This window comes from Nocardia sp. CA-119907, assembly GCF_050955995.1.
Classification (GTDB): Bacteria; Actinomycetota; Actinomycetes; order Mycobacteriales; family Mycobacteriaceae; genus Nocardia.
This window is the reverse complement of sequence record NZ_CP192091.1, coordinates 9,514,060-9,531,037: the sequence shown is the minus strand read 5'-3', so window position 1 is coordinate 9,531,037 and position 16,978 is coordinate 9,514,060. Positions and strand designations below refer to the sequence as shown.

Genomic DNA, 16,978 nt, shown 5'->3' with positions numbered 1-16,978 from the left:
CGGAGCGACCGGCCGAGGAGTGCTGGAACGGGTTACATATTTGGTCGCTGGTCCGCGCCGCCGATTCGACCGCCTACCGCAGATATCGCCATGACGCGAGGACGGCTTTGTCGGCAGGCGCGGACGCCTGAATTCGAATGTAACACGTTCTAGTTTCTTTAGGGATAGCTGTTTCAGACGGCGGCCTGTTCCAGGTCGGCGAGCGAGTTCTCGAGGTGGTCCAACAGGCTGTGCAGTCGCGGTACGGTGCGGCGGCAGCCGACGAGTCCGAAGTCCAGATTGTCGCCATTGGTGGTGAGGGTGATGTTCACGGCCTGTCCGTCGAACGGGATCGACATCGGGTAGGAGGCGTCGAGGCGGGCGCCGTTCCAGTACCGGGGTTCCTTGGGGCCGGGAACATTGGAGATGACGACATTGAACGGCGGATTGGCCAGCGACACCATGCCGGGCAGCAACGTCAGGGCCAGCGGGCTGAGCATGAGTCCGGACAGTGCCATGGTCTGTATCGGCGAGAGCGAGTTGTAGACCTCTTTGCTGCGGCGCATGGATTCGCTCACCACGCGCAGTCGTTCGATCGGATCGGCGATATCGGTGCCGAGGTTGCACAGGATGGCGCCGACCTTTACGCCGCTGTCCTCGGCGGCATCGTCATCGGCCCGCAGCGACACCGGGACCATGGCGATCAAGGGCTTGTCAGGCAACGCATTCTGTTCGATCAGGTATTCGCGCAGGGCTCCGGCCGACATCGTGAGCACCACATCATTGATGGTTGTGCCGGTGGCCTTCTTGACCTGTTTGACGCGTTCCAGCGGCCAGGACCGCACCGCGCAGCGCCGAGCGCCGCCGATCGGCACATTGAACATCGAGCGCGGCGCATCGAACGGCATGGTCAGCTGTTGCCGCAGCAATGCGGCGCGGGCCACCCGTAGCGCGGCCGGCGCGGAATTGGCCGCCGACAGGAGGTTTCGCGCGATCCCGCCGAACAGGGACCCGGATGGTTCGGGTAGGCGCCGCGAACGAGGCAGATTCCACGGGACGCGCATGTCGCTCGCCGCTGGATCGTCGGTGAGTGTGCGCTGTAGCACTCGCTGCGCGGCGACGCCGTCGATGAGCGCGTGGTGCATCTTCGAGTAGACGGCGAAGCGGCCGTCGCTCAGCCCCTCCACCAGGTGGATCTCCCACAGCGGGCGGTGCCGGTCGAGCAGGGCGCTGTGCAGCTCGGAGGCCAGCTCGAGCAATTGGTCGAAGCGGCCCGGACTCGGCAGCGCCGACCGGCGCAGATGATAGGCGAGTTCGACATCCTCGGCCTGCGTCCACGCCAATTGCGGTGTGCCGAGCCAACTTGCCGGTCGTTTGCGGAAGGTGGGATGGAATTCGTTGTCCGCCAACAACTTCTCATGAATTGTCCGGGCGTAATCGGGGCCGGTGTCTTCCGGTGCCTCGAACAATTGCAGTGAACCGACGTGCATCGGGTGCTCGCGGGATTCGGCCAGCAGAAATACGGCATCTATCGGAGAAATGAGCTCCATTGGTGAGTCGCCCCCTGACGACGGTGTGGTGTGGAGGTCTTGAACAAGAGGTATCGACCACGATGTCGGAAGGGCTCGCGCAGCCATGTCCCCTGCGCGGTGCCTCAACCTTACTGAAAGGTCCGGATCGGCGTTCGCCGAATCAGTGATCCTTGACCAGCAGCAGGTAGCCCTGGCGGCCCCGCTCGCCAGGATCCGGTTCCCGTACCATTCGGGCGGTCGCCGTGAAACCGGCCTGGTCGGCCAGTACAGCGAGCCGATCCGGCGACCACCGGTAGGCACGAATCACCTTGTGGTCGAACGGTTCCACATCCTGGACAGCGGCGGCCTGGAAGGCGAGCAGCGCGTGTCCTCCGTTTTCGAGTACCCGATGGAACTCCGTCAACACCGCGGGAATCCGCTCGGGTGGCAGATGGATGAGCGAGTACCACGCGAGGACGCCCGCGAGGGTGTCGTCGCCGAGGTCGAGGTGCTCGAGCGAACCCGTACCGAAGGTCAGTTCCGGATGTCGCGCCCGCGCCAGTGCGATCAGCCGCGGTGACAGGTCGATGCCGAAGATATCCAGACCGAGCCCCGCCAGGTGCGCGGATATCCGGCCCTCGCCGCATCCGAGGTCGGCTACTCGACCGGAACCGTTGGCCCGCACCAGTTCCGCGAAGACGCCGAGCATGGCGCGGTCGAACGGCTGGGATTCGAGGTGCCCGTCGACGTGCTCGGCGTAGCGGTCCGCGAGGTCGTCGTAGGCGGTGCGGGTGTGCGCCACATCGGCATAATCGGTGCTTGCCATCCGGCCATCATTCCACCGCCGGGCGTCGCGAGGGCAGGCGGCGCAGCAGGTGGTCGAGCCGCAGCGTGGTCTCGCAGGTACCGAGTATCGCGGTGCCGCCCGCGACGACAAGAACACCGTAGGAAGACATTTCGCCGAAACCCACCGATGTCCACATCGCCGCCGCGAAGGCGATCAGTACCGCGGTCGCGAGGCGTGCGGTGGATTTCGCCGCGATGCCGAGGAGCAGACCGATGGCGATCAGGGTTTCCAGTGCCGTCGCGACGGCGGCCAGGGTCGGCACGGACCAGTCCAGCGCCCGGGGTACCAAGGTTCGGGTGTAGTCGACGAACGCCGAATAGCTGCCCCAGGAGACACCTTTCGTGCCCGGCGCGCCGAGCAGTCCGAACCGATCCGCGACCGATCCGGCGAACAAGGCGCCCAACAGGATTCGCACCGCCGTGTCGACGGCCACGAATCGGGCCGCGGTCACCGTCAGCACCGCGACGCTCACGAGCACTGCGGCGGTGATCGACCCAATGGATCCGTGCGCGAACAGCAGCCATCCGAGTTCGATCACCAGGGCCAGTACGGAGAGTCCGACGACAGCTGGTCTAGGCATGTGCACCATCCAAAGTAGTAAGGTTCCTGACTAAAGGTACGAAGGAGTCATAGAATGGTCAAGAGCCTGACTAATTCACTGGCCGATCGCCCGCCGCCGCTCGGGAATCTGCTCAGCGCCGCGGCGAGAACGCTTGCGGCCGAACTGGATGCGGGTTTGGCCGCAGCCGGATTCACCGACCTGCGCGCCGCGCACGCTCCGGTATTCCAGGTGATCGATCCCGAGGGCACGCGGCTGATCGACCTCGCGGCTCGGGCGGGCATGACCAAACAGGCGATGGGCGAACTCGTGCGGCACCTGGAATCGCGCGGCTATGTCGAGGTGGCTCCGGACCCGACCGATCGGCGGGCGCGGCTGGTGCGCCTGTCCCCGCTCGGCTCGTCCGTGCTGGAGACCGGATTCGATGTGTTCGCGCGATTCGACGCGCACCTCGACGCGATAATCGGTGCGGCCGAAGTGGTTCGGCTGCGTGATGTGCTGATGAAGATCATCGGTGGTGCGGGTCTGACCTTCAGTGCGGGCGCGACCGAGGTGACGCGCGGCGAATGAGTGTGGGACTCACACCTGACTCGGTGATTGCGGGACCGGCGTCGAATCAGGTTGCTCGGCGGCGCGGGTGCGCGCGGTGCCGAGTATCGAGCCGAGGATGACCAGCGGGAAGCCGATGCCCATGCCGATGGTCAGCGGCTCATCCAGCAGGGTCACTCCGAGCAGGATGGCGACCGCCGGATTGATGTAGGTGATGACCGTGGCGCGGGCCGGGCCGACCTCGCTGATCAGCGCGAAGAAGACCAGGAACGCCGCGGCCGTGCAGATGATGGCGAGGCCGAGCACCGACCACGACGCGTCGGCGGTGAAGTGTGCCGGCCGGCGCCAAGCCGCGAACGGTGCGTAGATCACCGCGGCGAGGATCAGTGATCCGGTGACCACGCCGAGCGGCGGCAGTTCGGCGAGTGCGCGATTGATGATGATCGGGCCGACGGCATATCCGATGGTGGTCAGCCCGATCGCGCCGATGGCAGCGGGCTAGGTCAGGTCGATATCGAAGCCGACCAGCGCCGCCACCCCGGCGAAGCCGACGATCAGTCCGATGGTCCGGCGCGCGTCGAAGCGGTCGTGCCCGAGTTTGGTCACGATGACCACCGCGATCAGCGGTACGGCGGCGATCAGCAGGCCGACCGTGGAACTGTTCAATGTGGTCTCGGCGAAGCCGATGAGCAGCCACGGGCCGGTGATCTCGACCAGGGTGTACAGCAGCAGCGGACGCCAGTGGCGGAATACCGGTGTCAGCGCCTTGGTGTAGAGCGCGATCGGCAGCAGGATCAGCGCGCCGAGCAAGGTTCGGCCGAAGGCCACCACGATCGGGTCGAAATCCTCGACGGCGATCCGGATCATCGCGTAGGGCACGCCCCAGATGACGCCCATTGCCAAGAACAGCACCCAGCCACGCCTGGTCATCCGTGGGACCTCCGATCCATTCCTCGCACTGGAGCTTATATGGGTTCATCCCATGATTCGAGGGCGAGCTGTACCGGCCGAGCCGTTGGAACCGGGGGCTCGACGGCGTCCGCGGCATCGGTTTCAATCGGCCTGCCGCACAACAGCTTCGGCTGTCCCACGACAGATTGTCGTAACGAGACCGGTCCGGTTCTCGATCAACTGGCCGGGCCGATGTGTATTCGGGTCCGGGCCTTAACGAAGGAATGGGTGTTGAACCGTCCAACAAAACGCGTGATGCTGGCGGCGATTGCGGTATTGCTCGGTCTCGGTGCGATTCCGGCGCATGCGGAGCCGAATACGGGCTCCGGAACGGGATCGACGCAGCCCGCCATTGTGCTGCCGTCGTCGGTGCAGTCGCCGGACGGTTCGTTCATCGAAAAGGTCGAGGCCAAGGACGCCCGCAACGTTCGCCTCTACATCCATTCCGCCGCAATGAATTCGACTGTCCCGGTCGATGTGCTGCGACCGACCGACACCTCGGTGCCGCGCCCGACGCTCTATCTGCTGAACGGTGCTGGCGGCGGGCAGGACGATGCGACGTGGAAGCGCAATACCGACGCGATGGAGTTCCTGTCGGACAAGAACGTCAATGTGGTCAATGTCATCGGCGGGCACTGGAGCTTCTACGCGGATTGGATCGCGCCGGATCCGGTGCTCGGCACCAACAAGTGGGTGACCTTCTTCACCGAGGAACTGCCACCGCTGATCGATACCGCGCTCGGCACCAATGGCGTCAACGCCATTGCGGGACTGTCGATGGCGGGTACCTCGGTGCTCAACTTCGAAATTGCCAAGCCCGGCCTCTACCGCAGCGTCGCGGTCTACAGCGGGATCGCTCAGACCAGTGACCCGATCGGTCAGCGGATGGTCAAAGTGACCGTGGAGACCTACGGCGGTGGCGATACACGAAATATGTGGGGCCCGTCCGATGGTCCGCTCTGGGCTGCGAACGATCCCATCCTCAATGCCGAAAAGCTGCGTGGGCCAAACCTTTTCGTCTCCACCGGCAATGGCATCCCCGGCGTCTACGACCAGCCGGGAGGGAAATTCCGGCTGGAGAAGCCCGAGGACAATGCGCAGACGGTCGCGGTCGGCGCGGCGATCGAGGCCGGGGTCAATTGGTCGACGCACAATCTGCAGAACCGGCTGGACCAGCTCGGGATCCCCGCCACCTTCGTCTACCGCGACAGCGGCACGCATTCCTGGGGTTACTGGCAGGAGGATCTGCACACCTCATGGCCGGTTCTCGCGCAGGGACTGTACTCCGCTCCGTAGTGGCCTGCGAGCCGGTTCACGGGATGTTCGTTTGGCGGTGCATTCGCCGGACTGTCAGGCTGGAGGAGTGTCTCAGCCTGAACAGTCGGATGCGACCGAACGCTCAGCCGCCTCTGCGACGCCCAACTACCGCCTGCTCGAACTCGACCACGAGACGGCCCTCGAAAGTGCCGAGGCCCGGCTGCAGGACGAGTTCGCGACCATGTTCGACTTCGAAACGGTGCACTGTTACCTCTACGACTCGTACGACGAATTCGTCGCTCGCTCCACGGTGACGTTGTTTCTGCCGACGCTGGCCGAACGCTTCGGCCGTCAGCGGCTGTACGCGCTGGCGAAGGTGCAGGGCAAGGTCGCCCAGCCCAAGCCGACGGTGCTGTTCCTGTGCACCCACAACGCCGGACGTTCGCAGATGGCGCTCGGATTGTTCACCCATCTGGCGCAGCGTCGGGCGATCGCCTGGTCCGGCGGCTCCGAACCGAGCGTGGCCCTCAACCCGGCCGCGGTCGAGGCGATGGCCGAGATCGGCATCGATATCGCCGACGAATACCCCAAGCCGTGGACCGAGGAAATCATCCGCGCTGCCGATGTCATCGTCAGCATGGGCTGCGGCGACACCTGCCCCATCGTCCCCGGCCCCCGCTACGACGAATGGATCATCGAAGATCCGGCGGGCCTCGGCCTCACCGAGGTCCGCCCGATCCGCGACGATATCGCCGCCCGCGTCGAGAACCTCCTCGCCGACCTGGGCATCCCCCTGGTCGACAGCCTGCGCGGTTAGCGAATCCGCCACGGTGTCAGCGCGGTGTCAGCGGCGGTCGGCATCGTTGCGCCCATGCCACGAAGGACGCGGCAGGCAACGATCACCGCATCGACGGTTCGGTCCGCATCGATATCACCGCTGCATATCCCCGGTCTCGGTACCGCCGCCGCGAATCTCACCGACTGCGGTACCGAGGCAAGAGCGTCATCCGGATCCGATAGGCGGACCGAACTCCAGTCTTCTGGCGAGCGAGACGGGGCCATCCGTGCGATCGCCGCAGCGGGCGCTGCATGCCTGGCCGCATGTCGCGACCGGCGGCGACGCCGCGGCCCGTATCGAAAACCGGCGGTGACTGCTACCGCGTAGCGGTGATGGTCGGTGCCGCGGACTGTGTCGTCGTGGTAGTGGTGGTCGGTTCGGTGGTGGTCGGCTTTGCGGTCTGGGCGGGGGTGGTGGTCGGCGCCGGTGGCGTTGTCGTCACCTGCGGGGTGGTCGCCGCACTCGTCGTCGTGGTGGGCGGTGTCGTGGTCGTCGGCGGTGCGCTGGCAGCGGGCGACTTCGCGGGTGACGTGCTGGTGGTCGTCGGCGAGGTCGTCGTGGTCTTGGTCGGTTCGCTGGTCTTGGTCGTGGAGGTCGCCGCCTGGTATGCGGCGGCGAGATCCGCTGGCGTCGGCTGCGCGCTGGTATCGACCGTCTTACCCGCCTGCGCCTGCTGCGCCAGATGAGTGAGCCAGGCGGCCGCGTATTCGGCGGAGGTCAGCGGCTTGCCGTCGGCGGCGTCGCGCCAGTAGTCGAAGTGGTGACCGGTCGCGTTCGGCCCGAGCGTGAGCTGGTACGGGTCGCTCATGATCACGGGGATGGTGTTCTGATTCGTCACGATGAGACCGATGATCTCGTTGAACACCTTCTGCGGCAGATAGGCCAGTGGCGACATGTCGTTGGTCGCGATCGCCGTCGCCTGCGTCGCGGGCTTGGGCGTCTGCCCCGGCTTGTACTCGGGATCGGAAACCCGCAGCAGCACCTGGAGGAAGGTTTCGTCGCTCTGCATCCAGTTCGGCTGCGACTGGATATCGGCGAAGGCCGCCAATGCGATCCGGCCGAGGACAACCGCCACATCCTGCCCGGTCGCCGGGGTGAGCCCGTCGCGTTCGAGTGCGTCGACATTCAACTGTCGACCCACATTGACCACCAACTGCAGCAGCGAAATATTCTGCGGTGCCGAGCAGGTGAGATCGCCATCGGAGCAGAACGACGCGATCTTGCCGTTCAGCGCCCCGAAGTCGCCGCTGGTGCCGGGCAGCGCACCCTGACCCGCAACCGCTTTGGTGCCGCTCTGATATTTCTGGTCGAAGCCGTCGGGATTGCTGTACGGATCCTTCGCACCCGGGAACGGCCCGTCGCCCGCCGAGCGCCCGGCATCGGCGAGGATGACGACACCGACGACGTCGGCCGGATCGACGACTCCGTAGCCACCGTTCTGGTCGGGCGTCTGATGTCCGACCGTCATGGCGACGCGGCGCACGACATCGGCGCCCTCGCTGTAGCCGACGATGGAGAATTTGGTGTCCGGGCAGGCCTGGCTGATCTCCCGCATCACCTGTTCGGTATTCGCGACACCGGCATTGACGGCGTCCTCGTAGGTGGCCATATTCGCCGGATACGCGATGTACACAGCGGCATACGAGCCGGGATCGACATTATCGGCGGGTGCGTTGACGACGGGGTCGACCCACTCACTGTGATAATCATCCGACAGCGCGGCGGGCAATTCCTCACCATTGGCCCCGACCAGCAGCTTCGTGGTGCCCGCCACCGGAGTGTCACGACGTCCGGCCACCGAAATGGTCACCATGTCGTGGCACTCGGTCACCGAGGCCCTGAGCTGTGTATCGACGGTCTGCGACGTCGACGTCAGCGCCCACGAGGTGGCGACGATCGCCACCACCCCGAGCGTGGCGGGCGCGACAACGGCCGAAGCCATGCGATGGCGCGCGAAGAACTCCCGAAGAGCCATGTCCAGATCCCCAATCCAACAAATCCGACAAATGGGCGGACAGGCCCCCCGACAGGCCATATGTCACGAGGTGTGTCGGTGACCGGGATGTTTTCGTTACCGCGGTGTCGCCGCGGCGAAAGAACTGTTGTAGGAATCGGACAGATTGCCGATCGGTGTTGCCGTTGCGTTGCCGACGTTATCGATCCACTGATCGGTGGTGCTGACGGCGGCGAACTGGGAATGCATCACCACATTGAGCACGCGGTGGATCTCCGCCGCGGCACGGTCTTTTCCAGGGCGAGGTCGTAATGCCGTTCGGCCACCGTGCGGTGCAGCTGCCATCCCGCGGTGCCGCGATCGTGCCGAGCTGGTATGACCACCACCCCCTCCAACTACCGCCGAACCTTCCAACCCCCGGGTCCATCGGCCGCTGAAGTCAGCGGATAGCCGATGCGCGGATCGGTTGGCGGAAAATGTTGCGCCGCACCAGGATTCACTCGCCGAGGCGAGGCGGCTTCGCCATGGCGCGTTGGGCCTGTTTGCGCACTGTGGGAGCTCGGTCATGGATGAGCGGTTCGACAAGGTGCCGCACCCCAGTGGCTTTCATCTGGACCAACGCCTTGATCGCTCTCCCGCGGGCGGGGCCGTCGAGGTATTTCAACCCAATATTGCGGGATTCAGGTGTCTTGACCTTCCCGAGGTACTCGACCAGCGGGAGCATGGCGGTCCCCTCCGGCAATTCCTCGAGCAGTTCCGCAATCTGTACGAAGTTCTTCGGCCTCGCGATCTTGCCCACTGATGACCCGGATCCGCTGGTCGTAGATGGTGTCATGGGTCATGCCCTGTCACTGGAGGACACCGGCTCCTCATGGGACGGATTCGCGCTGGCCGGTTCGGGGGTTTTGACATGGCGTGGCAGCAGGAAGGGTGTGCCGAGGAGCAGAATCCCGGCCAGCGCAATGGCTGTGCCCGGGCTGGTGAGTTGGGCCAGTAGGCCCCAGAGCACGGTGATAGCGGCAATGCTGGTGCTGGTGGTGATCGACCAGGCGGTCAGTACCCGGGCGTGGCGGTCTTGGGCGGTGGTGTTCAACCGGTGGGCGGCGAAGACGGCGTTGAAAATGCTGGCGCAGATGATCAGGCCGAGTTCGGTGACCATCACGACCACGAGTCCGGGCAGGCCGGGCCGGATGAACGCCAGCCCGAGGGGCCAGCAGGCGCGCAGTGTGCCGAAGACGCGCAGCACCGTCCGTTCGCCGAGGCGGGCGGCGATGCGGCGGGCGAGTCGTGCACCGATCAGGCCACCGATGCACGGAACGGCGAACGCGAGCCCGTATTCCCAGACCGGAAATCCCAAGTGGGACAGCATCAGCACCGATAGCAGTGGCTCGGTAGCCATGATCAGCCCGTTGACCAGCATGGCGTTGAAGAAGAATCGACGCAGTGTGTCGTGGGTGAGGATGTAGCGCCACCCCTCGGCGATATCGCTGCACCGACGCGTTCGGGTGTGCTGCGGAGGCTGCTCGGGTTCGGTGATCGCGGCAATGCCGAGCGCCGAGAGAAGGTAGCTCACCGCATCGATGACAACGGTGGTCACCGGACCCAAGAGCCCGATAGCGGCACCGCCCACCGGCGGTCCGATGACCGTTGCCGACCAAGTGGTGGACTCGAAACGACTGGTGGCCACCAGCAGTCCGTGAGCAGGGACGATGGTCTCGAGGTAGGCGCCACTGGCGGCCGTGAACGCGATCTTCGCTGTCGCAGTGACAATGGAGACCACCAACAGCTGCGCGAACGACAACACACCCAGCCAGTAGGCGAGCGGTACAGATGCCAATGCCGCGAAGCGGACCACATCCATGGCGATCATGACCGGCCGCTTGGCGCGGAACTCCATCCACGGCCCGAGCGGGACCGCCAGCAGCGCCCCGAGCACCAGCCCGGATGACGAGAGCACCGCTACCTCTGCCGAGCTGGCGTTCAGAACCGTAATGGCAACGACCGAGAATGCCCCGAACCCGAGCCCGGTCCCGTAGGCGCTGACCGCGTAGGCGGCCCACAACCATCCGAACGCCCGCCCCGGTCTCGTCCTCCGCCTGATATTCGACACTCGCTCGCTCCGCTTCACACCTCGTCGGACAACGCTCTGTTGCCACGGGGATTGAAGCCGGTTGATGGACGTCGACACCAACAACAGATCGAGCGGCGTGCCACAACGCATCGTTGTGCGATTAGGTTCTCCCCTCATGGATCTCGATGCGGTTCGTACCTTCGTCGCCGTTGCCGAGACGGGCCAGTTCCAAGCCGCTGCCGACGATGTGGGCATCACCCAGCAGGGGGCCTCGAAACGAGTGGCGAGCCTGGAGCGAGAGCTCGGCGTACAGCTGTTCGCGCGGACCGCCAGGGGCGTGCGGCTCACCGTCGACGGACAAGCACTGCTGCCCCATGCCCGCGAACTGCTCCGCGCCGCCGAACGCGCCACCACGGCCGTGACACCGGGGCGCAGGGCGCTGCGGATCGACGTGGTCAGCCGCAGGATCGCACCGTCCAATATCCTGCACGCCTTCTACCAGCAGCACCCCGATATCGAACTCGATGTCGTCGCCCTACCCAACGCCGACGCCGCAGCGGCGCTGGCCGAGATCGGCGCCGGTACCCTTGACGCCACCTTCAGATCCCTACGCGACTCCGCCCGCAAAGTCCCGACCGGACTCCGCTCATCGCGTGTCATCGACGACCGACACGAACTCCTGGTCGGCCCGAAACATCCGTTGGCGAACGCCAAATCCGTGACGCTGGCCGAACTCACCGACCACCCCATCTGGATGCCCGGCATGTCCGATCCGGAGCCGATCGGCTACTACAACGATCTCGCGACCGCCTTCGGACTCACCATCGACACGATCGGCCCGATGTTCGGCATCGAAGCGCTCCTCGCCGAACTCGCCGACTCGACCCAACTCGCCACCTTCGCCGGCGAAGGCTCCCGATACCTCTGGCCGGAAAGCTATGACCTGCGCCGAATCCCCGTCGTCAACCCGACCCCCGTCTACCCTCTTTCGGTGATCTGGCGAGCAGACAACCCCCACCCCGTCCTCGCAAACTTCCTCGACTACCTCGAGACCAGATACCGAACGACATCAAGCGATGACATCTGGACACCGGACTGGGCACGCTGAGACCCCCGCGGAGCAGGCAGCTGCTCTGTATTCGATGCCACACTGCCGGGACAACTTTCAGCTGTCGAGCAACTCCGGGGCGAAGACATCCTCGATCTTCCACCGTCGAGATCCGCGGAAACGAGTTCGACATCGAAAGCAGCGTCTGAGCGCGACGTCCTGCTCACCGGCGTAAGGGGCCTGCTGGTCAAAGCGATCAGGCGCGCCGCCCGCAAGGCTGGTCAGCCGCGCGCCATATCCACGAACCGACTCAAATGCAGTTGGTGCGCAACGGTAATCGTGGCAGTCGGGCCATTACGGTGCTTACCTACGATCAGGTCCGCCTCACCACCACGCGGGTCGTCCCGCTCGAAGGCGTCCGGGCGGTGCAACAGGATGACCATGTCGGCATCTTGTTCCAGTGAGTTGTGTACCGAAATCCCTTGTGCCACAAAGTTATGCGTTCCCGGCACGGTGCCATCGTAGACGTCTTGTTCGCCCAGGCTGGTGATTTCGACGACCTCGTCCCAGAAGACGTCGTTGGTGGCCAGCATTTCGATGTCGGCATCGTCGAGGACGGCGGCGACGCGGGCGAGACGGGCGCGGCTGGGAGAGCGCTTCCACATGGTGGAACCACAGAAGCGGGAGCCCATGGCGGCCGAGAACTCTCGGTGAGTCATGTGCTTGGTTGCCAGCAGGGTGCGGACTTGGGCCCAGACTTCCTTGGGGACGGTGTCGACATTCGTATTGCGCACCATCGGTTCCAGTTCGGCGAGGGCCGATTGCGCGGCCCGTCCGCGTGCGCCGTGAACACTGACGTCACGCAGGAAGATCGTCTGATTGTCCGCCCCATCGATGGTGAGGTGCCAGCAGTCGTGATAACCCGCCTTGCGGACATTCTTGATTCGTCCGTGCACGCCGAGCCGTAGCAGTAGCTGTGCCACATCATCGATCAGGCGGCGGCTCGTGGAGGCGTAGTAGACGCGAGCCTGGCCTCCCTCGGCATCCCAACGCACGGAGCCGTCGGTGGCCCACAGATGCTTCAGGAACAGTGCGATCTGATCGTTCGGCAGCGAGAACACCTGCTGCGGAACGAATTTTTCGTAGCTGCGTAACCCGAAGAGTCCCAGCTCATCGAGCCAGGCGGCAATGGGATTGCGTTTGCCGTGGGTGAGTCGATAGGGCGCGGGCAATCGCAGGGTTGTCACGCGGGCAGCCGCGTGCTGGTCCCGCACCGCCGTCACACCGAAGTGCCGGGCCGCTGTGGTTACCGCGTCGAGGTTCTCCTCGTCGGTGCTGGCGTAGCGGATCGGCTGGCGCTCGACGCACGAGCCGTCACCGATCATGTGCGCCAACAGGATTATCTCGGCGTCCGCCATCCGCTTGGTGTGCACTGGTTCAGGCACCATACGCGGAGTGGCGAGACGGTCGCCTGCGGCCAGCTTTTCCAGTGGGATCCAACCATCGACCGTCAGGAACGGGTGGTTGCCAGTGGCCTCAACTTCTCGCCCCGAAGCCAGCCGCAGCCGGAACACTTCCTTGCGCCCACTGGGAAAGACCTTCACCATCGGCCGCGCAACCATCCGCATGCGATCGTCCAGCGACCACACCAGCGGCTGCTCCCCGCTTGCGATCAACTCGCCGAGGGTGGTCTCACCACCTGTGTCGGCACGCAGGATTCGCGTCGAAGCCGGGAGGCAGCCCGATTCACGCAGGTCGGACACCATCGGGCGCTTATCTGTTCGCTGTTCGGGACCACGGTTGAGCTGGCTGATCGCGATGACCGGAACTTCCAACTCCTTGGCCAGCAGCTTCAGATTTCGCGAGAAATCCGAGACTTCCTGCTGACGAGATTCGACCTTTTTTCCCGAAGTCATCAGCTGGAGGTAGTCCACCACAACGAGTTTCAGGTCGTGGCGCTGCTTCAGACGGCGCGCTTTGGCGCGAATCTCCATCATCGTCAGGTTCGGCGAATCGTCGACGAACAGCGGAGCCTCACTGATCTCACTCATCCGCCGAGCGAGTTTGGTCCAGTCGTCATCACTCATCCGACCCGAACGCATATCGCCCAGCTTGATCTTCGCCTCAGCCGAGAGCAGCCGCATCACGATTTCCGTGCGACTCATCTCGAGCGAGAAGATAACGCTCGCCAAGCCATGCTTGATCGAGCAGCTACGCATGAAATCCATTCCCAGGGTCGATTTGCCGACGCCAGGACGCGCGGCGACGATGATCATCTGGCCGGGGTGTAGGCCGTTGGTGAGTTCGTCCAGTTCGGTGAAGCCGGTGGGGACGCCGAGGGAGATGCCGCCGCGGGAGGCGATGGAGTCGATTTCGTCCATCGTGGGCTGCAGCAGTTCCTCGAGGGGGAGGAAGTCCTCAGTGGTGCGGCGTTCGGTGACCTCGTAGACCTCGGCCTGGGCGCGGTCGACGACCTCGGCGATGTCCTGGCCGTCGGCGCCCGCGTAGCCGTATTGGACAATGCGGGTGCCCGCTTCGACGAGCCGGCGCAGGATCGCCTTCTCCGCAACGATTTCGGCGTAGTAACCGGCGTTGGCGGCGGTGGGGACCGTTTGGGTGAGGGTGACGAGATAGGGCGCACCGCCGATGCGCTTGAGTTCGCCGCGGCGGTCGAGACCGGCGGCGACGGTGACCGGGTCGGCAGGTTCGCCGCGGCCGTAGAGATCGAGGATGGTGTCGTAGACCGCTTGGTGCGCCGGGCGGTAGAAGTCGCCGGGGCGCAGCACCTCGACGACGTCCGCGATCGCGTCCTTGCTCAGCAGCATGCCGCCCAGTACGGACTGCTCGGCCGCCATATCGTGTGGCGGCTGCCTGCCGAAGTCTTCGCCGGGCGGTTCGGGCGGGTAGTCCGTATGCCCGCGGTCATCGGTGGTAGTCACCAGACTCGACCGTCCTCTCTCGCCGCTAGCGACATACATCTAAGGCCGCTCGGAAACGGCGACCGCGTACAGATCGCTCGAAACCTGCCGGCTGACCCTATTGATCACTCGTTGTACTCCCGGGTACCGACACATCCGGCGTCGAACCACGGTGTGCGAGTCCCCCGTCGACGGGCTCACCCGCGGTTCCAGCAAACCGGTGTGACAGCTCCCGGATCATGACGATCCGGAGGTTCGATCATGACAATGCGACGAACCTAGGCGACCGGATGGAGACTCGCCAAACCGCGCTGTGCACACAGCTGTGGATAAGTTGGGGACTGTTTACCCAACGATGTGCACCCCCTGTGTACTACTTGGGGAAAACCCAGGTCACCTCGCTCAAACGCGCAGATAGATATCGATTTCCAAATCTATCCACGTGTGGATGAATCAAGTGTCGGCGTGTCGGTCCAGTTGAACAGCCGGGCGTGTTGGGTAAACAGAGCGTGTACTACGGGTATGTCCTGGATCACGTTGCTGCCGGTTGGTTTTCTCGACGATCCACAAGCCGAATAACAGGTGGTAGAGCCGATAGCCGAGTTTGCCGAGAATGGTCCAGATCACCGTTCCGGCCTCTCGCAAATATTTGGCTATCTGCAGGACAATGCCCATGGCTCACGCTGCGACCGAGCAGTGGCCCGAGGCCGCGCAGCCGAAGGCCACCCTTGTGTCGGAACACAAGAGTGGCCTTCGAATGAACTCAGTTCGCGGCGACCTGCAGGTCGAACTTCGCGACCACGTCGGGGTGCAGGTGCACCACGACGTTGTGCTTGCCAACCGTCTTGATGTGCGACTTCGGCAGCTCGATGCTGCGCTTGTCGACGACCGGGCCACCGGCCGACTTGATGGCGGCGGCGATGTCGGACTGGGTGACCGAGCCGAACAGCTTGCCGGTGCCAGCGGTCTTGACCGACAGCGAAACCGACTCCAGGCCCTCGATGGCCTGTTTCAGCTCGTTGGCGTGGTCCAGGTCGCGCACCTTGCGCGCGTCCTGGGCACGACGGATGCCCTCGACCTGCTTCTGCGCGCCACGGGTGGCGACAATGGCCAGGCCGCGCGGCAGCAGGTAGTTGCGGCCGTAGCCGTCCTTGACCTCCACGGTGTCACCGGGGGCACCGAGGTTGTCCACATCGGCAGTCAGAATCAACTTCATTTGCGATGCCTCCCTTCTCAGCGAGCCGTCGACACGTACGGCAGCAGGGCCACCTCACGCGAGTTCTTGACGGCAACGGCGACGTCGCGCTGGTGCTGCACGCAGTTGCCGGTGACCCGGCGAGCGCGGATCTTGCCGCGATCACTGACGTACTTCCGCAGCAGGGCGGTGTCCTTGTAGTCGATGCTGACGAGGCCGGACTTGGCCTCCTTGCAGAAGGTGCAAGCCTTCTTCTTCAGCACCTTTTCGCGCGCGGGCGCTTTAGGCATGGTTACTCCGTAATTAATGATGGCCCAAAGTAATTCGGGCCGATGTGAGCCGTTCTCAGAACGGCGGTTCGTCGTCTACGCGGCTGCCCCCGAAGGAGCCCGCCGCGGGTGCGCTGCCCCACGGGTCGTCGTCGGCGCCGCCGGAACGGCTGCCGCCACCACCACCGGCAGGAGCGAAATTGCCACCGCCCCCGGAACCGAATCCGCCGCCGCCCCCGCCGCCGCGGCTGGCCTTGGCGACCTTCGCGGTGGCGTAACGCAGCGAGGGACCGACCTCGTCGACCTCGAGTTCGACGACCGTGCGCTTCTCACCCTCGCGGGTTTCGTAGGAGCGCTGCTTCAGTCGTCCGCTCACGATCACCCGGGCGCCTCGGGTCAGGCTTTCGGCGACATTCTCCGCAGCTTCACGCCAGATGTTGCAGCGCAGGAACAGCGCTTCGCCGTCTTTCCATTCATTCGAATTACGGTCGAACACGCGGGGAGTCGATGCGACGGTGAAATTCGCCACCGCAGCGCCCGCGGGCGTGAATCGAAGTTCGGGGTCGGCCGTCAGATTTCCGATGACGGTGATGACCGTGTCGCCTGCCATGTGGTTCCTCCTGCTCGGTATGCAGTCCGCAGTGCACCTGTTGCGTAGAGCCTAGAGACAGGCACCGACGCAATCGAGGGTCACTTGCCGTGGCGCAGAACCTTGGTGCGCAGCACCGACTCGTTGAGGCCCAGCTGGCGGTCGAGCTCGCTCACGGTGGCGGGCTCGGCGGTCAGATCGACCACCGCGTAGATGCCTTCGGCCTGCTTGGCGATCTCGTAGGCGAGACGGCGGCGGCCCCAGATATCGACCTTGTCGACCTTGCCGCCTTCGGTCTTGACGACGCTCAGCATGTTGTCCAGCGACGGACCAACAGTGCGCTCGTCCAGGCTCGGGTCGAGGATAACCATCACTTCGTAATGACGCACGGACCAATCACCTCCTGTGGACTAGGAAACGGCCACGGACGGTCCGTGGCAGGA

General features: G+C 64.7%; 18 protein-coding genes. 4 read left to right on the top strand and 14 right to left on the bottom strand.

The window, feature by feature from the left end:
* Positions 1–173: 173 nt before the first annotated feature.
* The 3 genes from ACQP2D_RS42830 to ACQP2D_RS42820 all read right to left on the bottom strand — a co-directional run bounded on the left by ACQP2D_RS42830 (position 174) and on the right by ACQP2D_RS42820 (position 2,917).
* The gene (locus ACQP2D_RS42830) at positions 174–1,529 is read right to left on the bottom strand and encodes a WS/DGAT/MGAT family O-acyltransferase (protein ID WP_433681574.1); all 1,356 of its coding nucleotides are present in this window, start codon (positions 1,527–1,529) and stop codon (positions 174–176) included.
* Between the two features lie 142 nt (positions 1,530–1,671).
* Entirely contained in the window at positions 1,672–2,316 is a 645-nt protein-coding gene (locus ACQP2D_RS42825; protein ID WP_433681573.1) for a class I SAM-dependent DNA methyltransferase, read from the bottom strand.
* Between the two features lie 7 nt (positions 2,317–2,323).
* On the bottom strand, positions 2,324–2,917 hold the full coding sequence (locus ACQP2D_RS42820) for a hypothetical protein (protein ID WP_433681572.1): 594 nt from the start codon (positions 2,915–2,917) through the stop codon (positions 2,324–2,326).
* Between the two features lie 54 nt (positions 2,918–2,971).
* Between ACQP2D_RS42820 and ACQP2D_RS42815 the strand changes: the two genes are divergently transcribed.
* A complete protein-coding gene (locus ACQP2D_RS42815) occupies positions 2,972–3,466 on the top strand; it encodes a MarR family winged helix-turn-helix transcriptional regulator (RefSeq protein ID WP_433681571.1) in 495 nt (164 codons plus the stop codon).
* A gap of 9 nt (positions 3,467–3,475) precedes the next feature.
* Here ACQP2D_RS42815 and ACQP2D_RS42810 read toward each other — a convergent pair whose 3' ends face one another.
* Both ACQP2D_RS42810 and ACQP2D_RS42805 read right to left on the bottom strand, forming a co-directional pair.
* On the bottom strand, positions 3,476–3,862 hold the full coding sequence (locus ACQP2D_RS42810; protein ID WP_433685946.1) for an EamA family transporter: 387 nt from the start codon (positions 3,860–3,862) through the stop codon (positions 3,476–3,478).
* A gap of 81 nt (positions 3,863–3,943) precedes the next feature.
* Positions 3,944–4,375 carry a DMT family transporter gene (locus tag ACQP2D_RS42805; protein WP_433681570.1) on the bottom strand — a complete coding sequence of 144 codons (432 nt, stop codon included), beginning with the start codon at positions 4,373–4,375 and terminating at the stop codon, positions 3,944–3,946.
* A 276-nt stretch (positions 4,376–4,651) separates the two neighbouring features.
* Between ACQP2D_RS42805 and ACQP2D_RS42800 the strand changes: the two genes are divergently transcribed.
* Together ACQP2D_RS42800 and ACQP2D_RS42795 are read left to right on the top strand one after the other, a co-directional pair.
* On the top strand, positions 4,652–5,692 hold the full coding sequence (locus tag ACQP2D_RS42800; protein WP_433685945.1) for an alpha/beta hydrolase: 1,041 nt from the start codon (positions 4,652–4,654) through the stop codon (positions 5,690–5,692).
* Between the two features lie 133 nt (positions 5,693–5,825).
* Positions 5,826–6,470, top strand: a complete 645-nt coding sequence (locus ACQP2D_RS42795) for an arsenate reductase ArsC (protein ID WP_433685944.1) — start codon at positions 5,826–5,828, stop codon at positions 6,468–6,470.
* Between the two features lie 337 nt (positions 6,471–6,807).
* On the opposite strand, the gene ACQP2D_RS42790 is transcribed toward ACQP2D_RS42795, so the two are convergent.
* From ACQP2D_RS42790 to ACQP2D_RS42775, 4 genes are all read right to left on the bottom strand, one after another.
* The gene (locus ACQP2D_RS42790; RefSeq protein WP_433681569.1) at positions 6,808–8,466 is read right to left on the bottom strand and encodes a cutinase family protein; all 1,659 of its coding nucleotides are present in this window, start codon (positions 8,464–8,466) and stop codon (positions 6,808–6,810) included.
* 96 nt (positions 8,467–8,562) lie between these two features.
* Positions 8,563–8,694, bottom strand: coding sequence for a hypothetical protein (locus ACQP2D_RS42785; protein ID WP_433681568.1), 132 nt, complete (start codon positions 8,692–8,694; stop codon positions 8,563–8,565).
* Positions 8,695–8,941: 247 nt separating this feature from the next.
* Positions 8,942–9,244, bottom strand: coding sequence for a hypothetical protein (locus ACQP2D_RS42780; protein ID WP_433681567.1), 303 nt, complete (start codon positions 9,242–9,244; stop codon positions 8,942–8,944).
* A 39-nt stretch (positions 9,245–9,283) separates the two neighbouring features.
* On the bottom strand, positions 9,284–10,555 hold the full coding sequence (locus ACQP2D_RS42775) for an MFS transporter (RefSeq protein ID WP_433681566.1): 1,272 nt from the start codon (positions 10,553–10,555) through the stop codon (positions 9,284–9,286).
* 136 nt (positions 10,556–10,691) lie between these two features.
* Here ACQP2D_RS42775 and ACQP2D_RS42770 point away from each other — a divergent pair, with 136 nt between their 5' ends.
* Entirely contained in the window at positions 10,692–11,624 is a 933-nt protein-coding gene (locus tag ACQP2D_RS42770) for a LysR family transcriptional regulator (RefSeq protein WP_433681565.1), read from the top strand.
* Between the two features lie 221 nt (positions 11,625–11,845).
* Here ACQP2D_RS42770 and ACQP2D_RS42765 read toward each other — a convergent pair whose 3' ends face one another.
* The 5 genes from ACQP2D_RS42765 to rpsF all read right to left on the bottom strand — a co-directional run bounded on the left by ACQP2D_RS42765 (position 11,846) and on the right by rpsF (position 16,924).
* Positions 11,846–14,503 (bottom strand): replicative DNA helicase, encoded by a 2,658-nt coding sequence (locus ACQP2D_RS42765; protein WP_433681564.1) that lies wholly within the window; start codon positions 14,501–14,503, stop codon positions 11,846–11,848.
* A gap of 742 nt (positions 14,504–15,245) precedes the next feature.
* Positions 15,246–15,698: a 50S ribosomal protein L9 gene (gene rplI, locus ACQP2D_RS42760; protein WP_433681563.1), complete on the bottom strand. Its 453-nt coding sequence runs from the start codon at positions 15,696–15,698 to the stop codon at positions 15,246–15,248.
* A 17-nt stretch (positions 15,699–15,715) separates the two neighbouring features.
* A complete protein-coding gene (gene rpsR / locus ACQP2D_RS42755; protein WP_433681562.1) occupies positions 15,716–15,967 on the bottom strand; it encodes a 30S ribosomal protein S18 in 252 nt (83 codons plus the stop codon).
* A gap of 55 nt (positions 15,968–16,022) precedes the next feature.
* Positions 16,023–16,556 carry a single-stranded DNA-binding protein gene (locus tag ACQP2D_RS42750; protein ID WP_433681561.1) on the bottom strand — a complete coding sequence of 178 codons (534 nt, stop codon included), beginning with the start codon at positions 16,554–16,556 and terminating at the stop codon, positions 16,023–16,025.
* Between the two features lie 80 nt (positions 16,557–16,636).
* Positions 16,637–16,924, bottom strand: a complete 288-nt coding sequence (rpsF, locus tag ACQP2D_RS42745; protein WP_420770131.1) for a 30S ribosomal protein S6 — start codon at positions 16,922–16,924, stop codon at positions 16,637–16,639.
* Between the last annotated feature and the right edge of the window lie 54 nt (positions 16,925–16,978).

Excerpts from the sequence above, each read along its gene's own strand:
- ACQP2D_RS42830 (WP_433681574.1), bottom strand. The coding sequence starts at position 1,529 with ATGGAGCTCATTTCTCCGATAGATGCCGTATTTCTGCTGGCCGAATCC.
- ACQP2D_RS42825 (WP_433681573.1), bottom strand. The coding sequence starts at position 2,316 with ATGGCAAGCACCGATTATGCCGATGTGGCGCACACCCGCACCGCCTAC.
- ACQP2D_RS42820 (WP_433681572.1), bottom strand. The coding sequence starts at position 2,917 with ATGCCTAGACCAGCTGTCGTCGGACTCTCCGTACTGGCCCTGGTGATC.
- ACQP2D_RS42815 (WP_433681571.1), top strand. The coding sequence starts at position 2,972 with ATGGTCAAGAGCCTGACTAATTCACTGGCCGATCGCCCGCCGCCGCTC.
- ACQP2D_RS42805 (WP_433681570.1), bottom strand. The coding sequence starts at position 4,375 with ATGACCAGGCGTGGCTGGGTGCTGTTCTTGGCAATGGGCGTCATCTGG.
- ACQP2D_RS42800 (WP_433685945.1), top strand. The coding sequence starts at position 4,652 with ATGCTGGCGGCGATTGCGGTATTGCTCGGTCTCGGTGCGATTCCGGCG.
- ACQP2D_RS42790 (WP_433681569.1), bottom strand. The coding sequence starts at position 8,466 with ATGGCTCTTCGGGAGTTCTTCGCGCGCCATCGCATGGCTTCGGCCGTT.
- ACQP2D_RS42785 (WP_433681568.1), bottom strand. The coding sequence starts at position 8,694 with ATGCATTCCCAGTTCGCCGCCGTCAGCACCACCGATCAGTGGATCGAT.
- ACQP2D_RS42770 (WP_433681565.1), top strand. The coding sequence starts at position 10,692 with ATGGATCTCGATGCGGTTCGTACCTTCGTCGCCGTTGCCGAGACGGGC.
- rplI (WP_433681563.1), bottom strand. The coding sequence starts at position 15,698 with ATGAAGTTGATTCTGACTGCCGATGTGGACAACCTCGGTGCCCCCGGT.
- rpsR (WP_433681562.1), bottom strand. The coding sequence starts at position 15,967 with ATGCCTAAAGCGCCCGCGCGCGAAAAGGTGCTGAAGAAGAAGGCTTGC.
- ACQP2D_RS42750 (WP_433681561.1), bottom strand. The coding sequence starts at position 16,556 with ATGGCAGGCGACACGGTCATCACCGTCATCGGAAATCTGACGGCCGAC.